This window comes from Roseateles toxinivorans (assembly GCF_004362525.1).
Classification (GTDB): domain Bacteria; phylum Pseudomonadota; class Gammaproteobacteria; order Burkholderiales; family Burkholderiaceae_C; genus Paucibacter; species Paucibacter toxinivorans.
The window spans coordinates 1-12,453 of the sequence record NZ_SNXS01000013.1; the positions used below are offsets into that span (position 1 = coordinate 1).

Annotated in this window: 10 protein-coding genes; 2 read left to right on the top strand and 8 right to left on the bottom strand. The window is 67.0% G+C overall.

From position 1 onward, the window contains the following. Positions 1-139: 139 nt before the first annotated feature. Positions 140-631, bottom strand: a complete 492-nt coding sequence (locus DES47_RS25675; RefSeq protein WP_133703639.1) for an Lrp/AsnC family transcriptional regulator — start codon at positions 629-631, stop codon at positions 140-142. A 138-nt stretch (positions 632-769) separates the two neighbouring features. Here DES47_RS25675 and glmS point away from each other — a divergent pair, with 138 nt between their 5' ends. Beyond that, positions 770-2,626 carry a glutamine--fructose-6-phosphate transaminase (isomerizing) gene (gene glmS / locus DES47_RS25680; RefSeq protein WP_133703640.1) on the top strand — a complete coding sequence of 619 codons (1,857 nt, stop codon included), beginning with the start codon at positions 770-772 and terminating at the stop codon, positions 2,624-2,626. Continuing rightward, the gene (gene truD / locus DES47_RS25685) at positions 2,623-3,630 is read left to right on the top strand and encodes a tRNA pseudouridine(13) synthase TruD (protein WP_133703641.1); all 1,008 of its coding nucleotides are present in this window, start codon (positions 2,623-2,625) and stop codon (positions 3,628-3,630) included. Before glmS ends, truD begins: the two co-directional genes overlap by 4 nt. A 144-nt stretch (positions 3,631-3,774) precedes the next feature. Here the strand turns inward: truD and DES47_RS25690 are convergent, their stop codons facing one another. The 7 genes from DES47_RS25690 to DES47_RS25720 form a co-directional block, all read right to left on the bottom strand. Then, positions 3,775-4,728, bottom strand: a complete 954-nt coding sequence (locus tag DES47_RS25690) for a DUF6929 family protein (protein ID WP_133703642.1) — start codon at positions 4,726-4,728, stop codon at positions 3,775-3,777. 211 nt (positions 4,729-4,939) lie between these two features. Next, entirely contained in the window at positions 4,940-5,608 is a 669-nt protein-coding gene (locus DES47_RS25695; protein ID WP_133703643.1) for a PEP-CTERM sorting domain-containing protein, read from the bottom strand. A 174-nt stretch (positions 5,609-5,782) separates the two neighbouring features. Continuing rightward, positions 5,783-6,163: a hypothetical protein gene (locus DES47_RS25700; protein ID WP_133703644.1), complete on the bottom strand. Its 381-nt coding sequence runs from the start codon at positions 6,161-6,163 to the stop codon at positions 5,783-5,785. Positions 6,164-6,183: 20 nt separating this feature from the next. Next, positions 6,184-9,405, bottom strand: a complete 3,222-nt coding sequence (locus DES47_RS25705; protein WP_133703645.1) for an efflux RND transporter permease subunit — start codon at positions 9,403-9,405, stop codon at positions 6,184-6,186. A gap of 14 nt (positions 9,406-9,419) precedes the next feature. After that, a complete protein-coding gene (locus DES47_RS25710) occupies positions 9,420-10,535 on the bottom strand; it encodes an efflux RND transporter periplasmic adaptor subunit (RefSeq protein WP_133703646.1) in 1,116 nt (371 codons plus the stop codon). Next, positions 10,532-11,092, bottom strand: a complete 561-nt coding sequence (locus tag DES47_RS25715) for a hypothetical protein (RefSeq protein WP_133703647.1) — start codon at positions 11,090-11,092, stop codon at positions 10,532-10,534. The genes DES47_RS25710 and DES47_RS25715 overlap by 4 nt, the downstream gene beginning before the upstream one ends. Before the next feature lie 29 nt (positions 11,093-11,121). Further along, positions 11,122-12,363, bottom strand: coding sequence for a TolC family protein (locus tag DES47_RS25720; RefSeq protein ID WP_243748467.1), 1,242 nt, complete (start codon positions 12,361-12,363; stop codon positions 11,122-11,124). Positions 12,364-12,453: the final 90 nt, after the last annotated feature.

A 12,453-nucleotide genomic window follows, 5' to 3' on the forward strand; every position in this document is an offset into this window, starting at 1 on the left:
GGCAGATAGCCCGGATAGTCCCTCCACCTCGGCACCCTCAGTCGCTGCGTCTGAAGGTGCTGCCCCGAACATACAAGCCCGGATGCAATCCGGGGTTCACTGTGGACGCTGAGACCCCGGATTTCATCCGGGCTACCGGTCAGCCGAGGCTGGGCAGCATCACCCTCGGCTCGAACTTCGCCCGGTGCACGCTGAAATAGCTCTTCACATTGCGCACGTTCGCATCTTGCGTGAACAGGCGCTGCACCAGCGAGTGATAGGCCGGCATATCGGCCACCTGGACGATCAGCACGAAGTCGGGGCCGGGGGCGACGCGGTAGCACTGCTGCACCGCTGCGTCGAGCAGCACACGCTGCTCGAAGGCCTGCAGATGCTCGGCACCCTGGCGGTCCAGCGTGATTTCGACGATGGCCGAGAGGCCGACACCCAGCTTCTCGGGTGACAACAGGGCCACGCGACGCTCGATCACGCCGCTGTCCGTGAGGCGCTTGACGCGGCGCAGGCAGGTGGCCGGTGAGACATGGGCACGCTGGGCCAGATCCTGGTTGGACAGCGAGGCATCCTGCTGCAGCAAATCCAGCAGGCGCAGATCGGTGGCGTCCAGTTCAATCGATGTGACGGAATCATTCATATGTCATCGATGTGTGAATTAATTCATCACGAATTGCATTGGGTGGTTGATTGTTGCAATTTATGTCGAATTTTGAAAGCAACTAATTGGCAAGTCTGCCTACGATGCCGCCAGAGTTCAATTCACCGGAGTCAAACCATGTGTGGCATCGTCGGCGCAGTCAGCAATCGCAACATCGTTCCCATCCTGATCGAGGGCCTGAAGCGGCTGGAGTATCGTGGCTATGACTCCTGCGGCGTGGCCGTGCACCAGGACGCCGAGCTCAAGCGCGCCCGCAGCACCTCGCGCGTGGCCGAGCTGGACGCCCAGGTGGCCGAAGACCATATCCACAGCGGCACCGGCATCGCCCACACCCGCTGGGCCACCCATGGCGTGCCGGCGGTGCACAACGCGCACCCGCACTTCTCCAAGGGCCCCGGCGTCGACCCGCAAGGGCCGGGCCGTATCGCCCTGGTGCACAACGGCATCATCGAGAACCATGACGAGTTGCGCGCCGAACTGAAGGCCCGCGGCTACCAGTTCGACAGCCAGACCGACACCGAGGTCATCGCCCACCTGGTCGACCAGCTCTATAACGGCGATCTGCTGGAGGCCGTGCAGCAGGCCCTGCTGCGCCTGCGCGGCGCCTATGCCATCGCGGTGTTCTGCCGCGACGAGCCGCACCGCGTGATCGGCGCTCGTCATGGCTCGCCGCTGGTGCTGGGAGTTGGCGAGACCGAGAACTTCGTCGCCTCCGACGCGATGGCCCTGGCCGGCGTGACCGACCAGATCGTCTATCTGGAAGAGGGCGATGTCGTGGATCTGCAAATGGGCAAGGTCTGGATCTCCAACCGCGATGCCCAGGGCCGCTACCAGGCCGTGCAGCGCGAGGTGCGCACCGTGCACGCCCATACCGGCGCGGCCGAGCTGGGCCCCTATCGCCACTACATGCAGAAGGAGATATTCGAGCAGCCGGTGGCGATAGCCAACACCTTGGATTCGGTTGAGGGCATCTCGCCCGAGCTGTTCGGCGATGGCGCCTATCGCATCTTCAAGGACGTCGACTCGGTGCTGATTCTTGCCTGCGGCACAAGCTACTACGCCGGCCTGACGGCCAAGTACTGGCTCGAGAGCATGGCCAAGATACCGACCAGCGTCGAGGTGGCCAGCGAGTACCGCTATCGCGACAGCGTGCCCAACCCGCGCACCCTGGTGGTGACGATCACGCAAAGCGGCGAGACGGCCGATACGCTGGCGGCACTGAAGCACGCGCGATCGCTAGGCATGGAGCACACGCTGACGGTCTGCAATGTGTCCACCAGCGCGATGGTGCGCGAGTGCAGATTGGCCTACATCACCCGCGCGGGTGCCGAGATCGGCGTGGCGTCGACCAAGGCCTTCACCACCCAGCTGGTGGGCCTGTTCCTGCTGACGCTGGCGCTGGCGCAGACCCGCGGCCATCTGAATGACGAGCAGGAAGCCGAGCACCTGAAGGCGCTGCGCCATCTGCCGGTGGCCGTGCAGGCGGTGCTGGCGCTGGAGCCGCAAATCATTGCCTGGAGCGAGGAATTCGCGCGCAAGGAAAACGCCCTGTTCCTGGGCCGCGGCCTGCACTACCCGATCGCGCTGGAAGGCGCGCTCAAGCTCAAGGAAATCAGCTACATCCACGCCGAGGCCTACCCGGCCGGTGAACTGAAGCACGGCCCGCTGGCCCTGGTCACCAGCGCCATGCCGGTGGTCACCGTGGCGCCCAACGACGCACTGCTGGAAAAGCTGAAGAGCAATATCCAGGAAGTCCGCGCCCGCGGCGGCGAGCTGTTCGTGTTTGCCGACAGCGATACGAAGATCGAGAGCGAAGCCGGTGTCCATGTGATCCGCATGCCCGAGCACTACGGCGCCCTGTCCGCCATCCTGCACACGGTGCCGCTGCAACTGCTGGCCTATCACACCGCCTGCGCGCGGGGCACGGATGTGGACAAACCACGCAATCTGGCCAAGAGCGTGACGGTCGAATGACCGACGCTCAATACACGACCTTGCCGCAGTGGCCCAACGCTTATCCGGCCAGCGGCGCCAGCGCCACGCTGAAGCTCCTCAACGAGGATTTCATCGTGACCGAACTGCCGCAGCAGCTGCCCTCCGGTGAGGGCGAACACATCTGGCTGGACGTCGAAAAGAACGGTGCCAACACCGCCTTCGTCGCCCAGCAACTGGCCGAGGCCGCCGGCGTGCAGGAAAGGGACGTGGGCTATGCCGGCCTCAAGGACCGATACGCCATCACCCGTCAGTGGTTCAGCATCTATCTGCCGAAGGGCGAGACGCCCGACCTGGCCCAGCTTCGGCACCCGGAATTCAAGGTGCTGACTCAGAGCCGCCACGTGAAGAAGCTGCGCCCCGGTGATCTGCAGGGCAACCGATTCCGCATCGTGCTGCGTGACGTGGCCGGAGACCGCGAGGCCATTGAGGCCAATCTTCAGGCCGTTGCGTCACAGGGCGTGCCCAACTATTTCGGCGCTCAGCGTTTCGGCTTTGAGGGCGGCAACGTCGAGCAGGGCCGCGCCATGCTGGCGCGCGAAATCCGCGTGCGCAACCCGAAGAAGAAGGGCATCTACCTGTCGGCGGTGCGCTCCTTCGTCTTCAATGAAGTGCTGGCGCTGCGAATGCGGCAGGGACTCTGGGGCAAGACCCTGCCCGGAGACGTGATGGACGAGGCGGGCCGGCCCACCGGACCACTCTGGGGACGGGGCCGCGTGATCACCACCGATCAAGCGCAGGCCCTGGAAATGGGCGTGGCTGAACGTCACGCCACCCTGTGCGACGGCATGGAACACGCCGGTCTGGATCAGGCGCGCCGCGCCCTGGTGGCCAGGCCGGTGGACATGTCATGGGATTGGCCGCAAGCCGATCAACTGGTGCTCACGTTCTCTTTGCCCGCCGGGAATTACGCCACTTCCGTTCTGAACGAAATCCTCCGCACCACGGAGCCTGAGCGGCACAACGAGTCTGCGGCTGTCGAATGACGTTGTCCTCACCTTGGGTCGAGGGTCCAGACCCTGTTTCTGGCACGGACGACAGCGGGTACTGACCTCGCACGGGGCGGGCAGCAGTCTGCGCGATCGTTGCATCGCTGCAGTGGCCTAGTCAACTCGAAACGGCCATTCAAATCAAGGGCTTGGAGGCTCCAGCGTCGCTCCCAGCAGCAAGGCGGGCGTGTCGGGATCGTCGGCGTCGGTCACCATCAGCAGTTGCAGCAGGCCGCTCTCGACCGTGACGGCAATGCCTTCTGTCTTGCATCTCAAGGACAGGGGCAGCAAGGTGCGTAGTTCGCCATTGCCAGCGACGATGCCGACTGCGGACCCGTGGCAAGGGCCGTCGGCATAGTTGTCGTCGGTGGCTTCGGCTGCAGCACAAAACACCCAGCCACCATCCGGCAGCGCTGCGCCATCGGTGAAGCATAAGGGCACGCCGTCAATGTCGCCGAGGTCGTACCGGGTGCTTGATACTGGCTGAGGCGCTGGGCCAACGCCACGCAGCCAGGCCTGGGTCTCAGCCCAGTCAAAGGCGATCAGGGCATTGATCGGGGCGGCTTCATTGCCCCGTTGCAGAAGGCAGAAAGCGCCTTCGCTGACAAAGGCGCCTTCGATATTCAGTTGTTCGTGCCGCGCGTGCAGCGGGGCATACAAGGGCGAAAGATCGAGCTCCCGGACGGCGCCATCGACCTCACCTGCGTCGTCAAGCGCCAGCAGAGCGGCGCGTTGTCGATGAATGCGCGACCCCGACCCCAAGGCCAGCAACGCGCCGTTCGGGCAGCCAGGGAATGCTGGCAGCAAGGCAAGCGACTCAAGGTCCGGCTTGGCGGCTTTGCGAGCCTTGCGCGAGGATGGCAACTCGCCATCGAAGATGCGCACAAGCGTGCCGGCTTGATCGTCCGCGAGGCCGAACATGCCAAGCTTGTTCTCGTCATCGGCGACGACATACAACCGGAGGCCGATCCGAACCAGGCCGCTGGCTGCGCTGAGCTGCCCTGGTCCCGCTTCGGTATCAACCAGCAGTGTTCGTCGCACCTGGACAGTCAGCATCGCACGGCCTTGAGGGAAAGCATCCCCGATGGTAATCATCTCGCCCCGCTGATCGACCCGGACGGGCACCTGTGGGGCGCGTTCTGGATGGATCCGGCGGCGCTGGGCCCCTTGGACAGGCCCTAGCACGATGAAGCTCCAGCTGTGCATCGATGACCAGACCGCCAGCGAGGTGGCGGATGGCAGGGTCGAGCCCGTCTCCGAAGGGAGCTGGAGGTACTTCGGCGCCTGAGCCTGCCCGCCGGCGCGTTCAGCGGGGTGCGCGCTTGCGGCCGACGGCGAATGCACCCAGCAGGGCAATGCTCACCAGCGCGAGGCTGGCCGGCTCCGGCACCTGGCCGGCCGCATCGCGCCAGGCGAAGATGCCCACCGCGCCATGGGTGGTGTCGCGCGACCAGTTGGTGCCATTGGTGCCGGTGTCGAAGGTCGCGGTGCCGGTCGTGCGGCCAATGGCCTCACCCACGGCGAAGCGTGCAATCGTCAGGCTGGTGCCGTTGCCGTAGTCCTCGTAGCCGTGGACCCAGGGGTTGCCGCTGCTGTCGAGCCACGGAATTTGATGCTCCATCAAGTCATTGAGCAGCACCGCCGCCGCATAGCTCGCGCTCACCGGGTTGAAGTTACCGTTGGCGTTCACTGCGGACGCCCCGGCATTCAGGAAGAACTGCGTGATGTCGGCGGTGGTGCCCAGGTGGAAGCCCTTGCCGGCATAGATGCTGGAGGTCAGGAACTGGTTGACCGACATATTGGTCGTGTGCGTGACGTCGACCCACTCCCGTTGGGTCAGCGAGTCGAAGATCAGCAGGCCGTCGTTGGCCGAGGTGAGATCGTGCTCCACGAGTGCCGCCTGGGCACTTGCCGAGACCAGCCCCAGCAGGGCGAAGAGGGCGGTCGAAACGGGCTTGCGGAGCAGGGGGGTCATGTGTTGATCTCTAAGGTGGGAGTGCTCCGATGATTGTGGGCGGGGCCATTGCCAGCAATCCTGTGCATCGGGGGGGGGCCACGCGGACCGTGATGTTTGGCACGATCAGGACATGTCATTGATCTCGACCCTGCTCGAACATCCAGCCCGGAGGCCGGACGGCCGATGGCGGAACTACTTCAAGGCAAATCGCACCTGGATCGCCTTCTTGCCGGGCAGCATGACCGTGGCCACGGCCTTGCTGCCGGGGGCGAGCTCGAACGCACCCCTGGCCTCCAGGCGCTCGCCCGCCGGGGCCAGCTGCAGCTCGCTTTTCTCTGTGCCGCTGAGCAGGGTCAGCCTCGCACTGGCGCCTTGCAGGCCGACCGGCTTGCCATGGTCACGCACAAGCAGGGCGATGACATCGGCCCTGGCCACCAGTTCCAGTTCCAGGTGGGCGGCCTCGGCCACGACGCCGCCGTGCAGCGGCTTGGGCTCGTGGCCGTGCTCATCGGCGGCGAAGCCGCTGCCGGCCAGCGCCAGCAGGGCGGCAGCGATCAGGAGTTTGTTCTTCATCATGGGTCCTTGGTTGAAAATCAGAAGGCTTCGGCGTTGCGGTCATTCATCAACGCTTCAGCATCGCGGCGGCCGAACAGCCAGAACATGGCCGGGGTCAGAAAGGTGTCGAGCAGGGTCGAGCTGATCAGGCCCGAGAAGATCACCACCGCCACCGGATGCAGGATCTCGGTGCCTGGGCGCTCGGCCTCGAACAGCAGCGGCGCCAGCGCGAAGGCCGTCACCAGGGCCGTCATCAGCACCGGGCTCAGCCGTTCGATCGAGCCGCGCACAACCATTCGGTGGTCGAAGTTCTCGCCCTCGAAGCGCATCAGGTTGATGTAGTGGCTGACCTTCAGGATGCCGTTGCGCACCGAGATGCCGGCCAGCGTGATGAAGCCCACCAGGGCCGCCACCGACAGCGGCTGGCCCGACAGGCCCAGCCCCACGACCGCGCCGACCAGGGCCAGCGGGATATTGGCCATGATCAGCAGCGCTAGCCGCGTGCTCTTGTAGCGGCTGAACAGCACCACGAACATCAGCCCCGCCGAGACGATGGACAGCAGGCCCACCAGGCGCGAGGCCTGCTCCTGGGCCTGGAACTGGCCGCCCAGGGTGACGAAATAGCCCTCCGGCAGCTTGGTCTCGGCGACCGCGGCGCGGATGTCGGTGACGATGTCGGACAGCGCCCGGCCCTGGGCATTGGCCGACAGCACGATGCGGCGCTTGCCATCGTCGCGGCTGACCTGGTTCGGGCCGTCGCCGTCCTCGATGGTGGCCAGCTTCGACAAGGGCACGCTGCCCGAAGGCGTGGCGATCAGTATCTGCGCCAGGCCCTCGACCGAGCGGGCGCTCTCGGGCAGGCGCACGACCAGCGCAAAGCGCCGGCCGGCCTCGACGATCTGCGTCACCTTTTCGCCCTCGACCAGGGATTGCAGGGTGGCGAGGATCTGCGGCGCCGGAACGCCATAACGCGCGGCGGCCGCGTAGTCGATGCGCACCTTGATCTGCGGCGCCAGCACCTGCTTCTCGATCTCCAGATCGGCCACGCCGGGGATGGCGGCCAGCCTAGCCCGCAGCACATCGGCCTGGCCACGCAGAGTGTCGAGGTCGTCGCCAAAGATCTTGATCGCGATCTGCGAGCGCACGCCCGACAGCATGTGGTCGATGCGGTGCGAAATCGGCTGGCCGATGCCTATGGCCGCCGGCAGATTGACCAGGCGGGCGCGGATGTCGGCATTGATCTCGTCCATCGAGCGGGTGATCTCGCTGCTGGGCTTGAGCCCGACATCGAGCTCGCTGACATGCACGCCCTCGGCGTGCTCGTCCAGCTCGGCGCGGCCGCTGCGACGGCCCACGTGCGTGACCTCGGGCACCTGCTTGACCAATACCTCGGCCTGGCGCGCCAGCGCCGAGCTCTCGGCCAGGGTCACGCCCGGGTTGAGCCGCAGGCCCACCAGCAGGGTGCCCTCGTTGAACGGCGGCAGAAAGGTGGTCGGGAAAAAGGGCACGGCCGCCGCCGCCGCCAGCACCGCCAAGGTGCCGGCGGCGATGGCCGCCTTGGGGTGGTTCAGCGTGGCCTGCAGCGCGCCACGATAGCGCACCTTCAGCCAGGCCAGCAGCCTGGTGTCGCCATGGTCCAGCGACTTCATCCGCGGCAGCAGGTACAGGCTCAGCACCGGGCTGACGGTGACCGAGACGATCAGGCTGGCCAAGGTGGACACAATGAAGGCAATGCCCAGCGGCACGAACAGCCGCCCCTCCATGCCCGGCAGCGCAAACAGCGGCACGAACACCAGCACGATGATCACCGTGGCATAGAGGATGGCCGAGCGCACCTCCAGCGTCGCCGCCGCCACCACCTCAAGCGGGTTCATTCGGTGCTCGGGATGCTTGATGCGGTCTTCCTTGAGCCGGCGCATCACGTTTTGGCTGCGGCCGGCCGCTGACGCGTCCTTCACATCGGCTGCGCCGATATGAGCCTGCGCCGAAATACGCTGCCGCGCCTCTTTGAGGCGCCTCAGCGTGTTTTCAATGCCCACCACGGCATCGTCCACCAGGCCGCCGATCGCGATCGCCAGGCCGCCCAGGGTCATCGTGTTGATCGACAGCCCGAAGTACCTGAACACCAGGGCGGTGATGAAGATGGACACCGGAATCGCCACCAGCGCGATGATGGTGGTGCGCAGATTGCCCAGGAACAGCAGCAGTATCACCGCCACAAAGGCCGAGGCGCCGATCAGCTTGCCTTGCAGGGTGGTGATCGAGGCCTCGATAAAGCTCGCTTGGCGGAAGGTGACCTTGGGCGCCTCCATGCCGGAGGGCAGCGAACGCTTCATCTCGTCGAGCGCGGTCTCGATGGCCTTTGTGACCGCGATGGTGTCGGCGGTGGGCTGTTTCTGTATGCCCAGTATCACGGCCGGCCGGCCCTCGAAGCCGGCGTCGCCGCGCTTCAGCGCCGCAGCGAACGTGACCTCGGCGAGCTGGCGCAGCAGGATGGGCTGGCCGTTGCGCGCGGTCAGCGCGAGGTTCTTCAGATCCTCCAGATTCGAGGTGCGGCCCAGATGGCGTATCAGATACTCGCGGCCGTTGAGCTCCAGGAATCCGCCCGAGCTGTTGGACGAATAGCCCTTCAGCGCTGCCTCCAGCTGTTCATGGGTGATGCTCAGCTCGGCCATGCGGGCGGTGTTGGGCTGCACCTGGAACTGACGCACCTCGCCGCCTATCGGAATCACCTGGGCCACGCCGGCAATCGACATCAGGCGCGGGCGTAACACCCAGTCGGCGTACTCGCGCACGGCCATCGACGACAGCTTGGCCGTGTCGATAGGAATCGCCACCTGCATGATCTCGCCCATGATGGAGCTGATGGGCCCCATGCGCGGAATCACGCCCTCGGGCAGGCCTTCCTCCATGGCCGAGAGCCGCTCCGACACCATCTGCCGGGCGCGGAAGATGTCGGTGCTCCAGTCGAAGGTGACGTACAGAAAGGACAGGCCGGCGCTGGAGGTCGAGCGCACCGACTCCACGCCGGGCAGACCATTCATCGTGGTTTCGAGCGGGAAGGTGATCAGCTGCTCCACCTCCTCGGCGGCCATGCCGCCTGCCTCGGTCATCAGGGTGACGGTGGGTTTGTTGAGATCGGGGAACACATCCACCGGCGTGCGTGACAGGGTGAACGCGCCATAGGCCATCAGCACGAGGCTGGCGATGATGATGAGCAGCCGGTTGGCCAGGCTGCTGTCTAGGAGCCACTTGAACATGATGGTGAAGCTCCTTAGCGGATCTGGTTGAGCAGGGCGGCGCCAATGGCGACCACGCGCTCACTCGACTTCAGTCCGGAGGTGATCGCAATAGAAGCGCCGTCCAATGGCTCGACCATCACGACTCTTGGCTCGAAGCGCTCCGCCGCTGTCTTGACCCAGACGATGGACTGGTTGGCCGGGTTCTTCATCAGCGCTGTTGCCGGCACTGCCACGCCAGAGACCTTGCTGCGCGATTGCACGACCACCTTGACCGGCTGACCGACCGCCAGCTGGGTCAGCCCTTCACCATGGGCCTTGAAGCTCAGCGGCAGGGCCTGGTCGCGCAGGCTGCGCGCCGCGCCGACAAACGTCAGCGCGACCTTGGCGCCGCCGCCGACCGGGATGTAGGCGCTGTGCACATCGCCGGCCACGGCCGCGTCATAGGCCAGGGCCTCGACCCGCAGCTGCTGCGGATCCACCACCTCGAACAGCAGCTCGCGCGCATCGACCACCTGGCCGGCCACCGCATGGGCCGAGGCGATCACGCCGCTGGCAGGCGCCAGCAGGGCCTCGCGGCCGGACAGCCCGCCGCCCACGGCCTGCGCACGCTCGCCAAGGCTGGCGACCTCGCTCTCCAGCGCCTCGATGTCCTTGCGCGGCACGGTGTCGGCCAGCTCGCGCAGGCGCGCCAGGCGCTTCTCGGCCAGCTGGCGTGCCGCGTGCAGCTCTGCCAGCTGGGCGATCTGGTTGGCGCGCTCCAGGCTGCTCGCCGAGGGCGTCACATAGGCCAGCAGCTCGCCCTTGCGCACGGTCTGCCCGAGCGAGGGCAGGCCGCGAGGGCCGGGCTCCAGACGGCCGGCGGCCATGGCCTGTACCTTGCCGCCGGCATTGGGGTCCATCACCACCAGGCCGTTGAGTTCCAGCGAACGGGGCAGCTGTTGCTCGGTGCTGACCAGGGTGCGCACGCCGATCTGGCGCTGCGCCGGTTTGGGCAGGAAGACCGAGCCATCGGGCAGACGCTGCGGGCCGTTGGAGTTGCTCGCGGCGGGCGCATCGCCATGGTCATGGCCCTCACCGCCCTGTGCGGGGCCCTGGGCCATCAGCAACGTGGCGGCCAGCAGCGTGGCAGGAAGCAGGCGCCTGTTCATGCTGCAGCTCCGGTGCGCAGCGCGCGAGCGCCGATCAGGCGACGCGCCAGCAGGCCCACGGCGATCAGCGCGGCCAGGGCCGAGCCCGTCCAGATCGCCCACTCCTTCGCGCTGTGCACATGGGCCTCTTCGGCATGGGCGGCTTCGTGGATGTCGAGCTCGCCGGCCAGCAGATCGGAGTCGCTGGCGGTGGTGACCGTGGCCATCACCGCCAAAGCGCCAGGCTGGGGCTCGGCATCCAGCGTCAGCGTGAACTCGCCATCGCCATGAGGCTTGGGCGTCAGCTTGCGCGGGCCGAACTCCAGTTCCAGCTTGGCGTTCTTGACCGGGGCATTGCTGTCCGCGTGGTCCAGATACAGGGTCAGCTGCGTGCCCTGGAGCACGCCCACCAGCTCGAACAACTCGGAGCTGGCGGTGAAACGCGGCAGGGCCGGGCCGGCGGCAGCGGCCGGGGCTTCGCCATGGTCATGGCCTTCGCCGGCGCGTGCCGCGCTTGAAGCGAAGAAGAGGACGACGGCCAATAGCGCGGCCGCGGGAGAGAGAGGGAATCGTTGCATGGAGGTGTTCTCTTGAATGGATGTGTTGTTCATAGCGGCAGCAGGCCAAGCGCCTGCCGCAGCGCCGAAATGGCCTGGCTGACGCCAATGCCGGCGCGGGCCTGCTGGCGCTCGGCCTCGAAGGCCTCCTGCTCGACGCGCAAGCGGCTGGGCAGGTCGGCCTCGCCGAGGCGGAAAGCCTTTTCGATGAAGCCGCGGGTCTCTCGCGCCAAGATGGCGCGGCGGGCTGCCGCCTCGGCGCCGGCCCGCGCGGCCGTCAGGCGTGCCTGGGCGCTCTCGACCTCGGCCCGCAAGCGCCGCTGCTCCAGGGCCAGCAGGGTTTGCGCCTCGATCTGATCGGCGCTGGCGCCGGCCTGGCGGGCTTGATGGGCGCCGGCCGATCCGAATGGAATGCGCAGGCCCAGCATCACCGTCTGCGCCGAAGACTCGCCATGGCTGGCCCGCTGGCGCGTGGTGCTGAGCAGCAGCTCGGGGTTGCCGCGCCGCTGGCGGCTGGCCAGTGCCAGACTGCGCTCGGCCAGCCGTGCCCGGTCGCTGAGTTCCCGTAACGCCGGATGGGCGGCTTCGAGCTCGCGTGCCTCGGGATTGGGCTCAGGAAGGGCCATGTCTTGCCGAGCCAGGTCGGGCGCCAGCCCCCAGCTGCGCAAGGTCTGCGCGGCCTGGGCCAGTGCCGCCTGCGCCTGGGCAGCTTCCGCCTCGGCCGTGGCCACCGCAGCATCGGCCTGGTGCTGGTCGGCGCGGGACAGGTCGCCAGCGGCAACACGGCGCGTGACGTCACGGGCCAGCTGCGCCGCTGCCGTGATACGTGTCTGCGCCGATTGCTGGTCCAGGGCGGCGAGCTGCAAGGCCCACCAGGCCTCGCGCACCGCGCCGGCCAGTCGCCAGCGGGCCGCGAGCTGCCGGCTGTCGAGCGCGCCCAGTTCGGCGTCGGCCAGGGCCAGGGTGAGCTGGCGCTCGCCCGGCAACCACAGCGCCGCGCTGACGCCCAGCTCGATCTCGCGGCTGCCCTGGTTGCGGTTCAGCCGGTCACTGCGACCGGAGAGCTCCAGCACCGGCGGTGCGGCCGTCCAGGCCCCAGCGGCGTTCTTGCGGCCCTGGGCCGCATCGCGCCGCGCCGGGGCGGCGGCGCCTTCGGCTTGCTGGCTCCAGGCCTGCTTGAAGGCTTGTGCCAAGGTGGCGGGGATAGCTTCATTGGCCCGCGCCTGGCCGGCGCCCAGCCACAGGGCGGCGCTGCATGCCAGCAGCGCCCCCATAGGGGATCTCGATGTCATGTGTGTCCTCGTTCTCGACGGACAGCGTCCGCCGATGCCAGATCGGCGCCGCGCGCAGCGCGGCGATGGCGGCGCGCAGGCTCAGGGCCT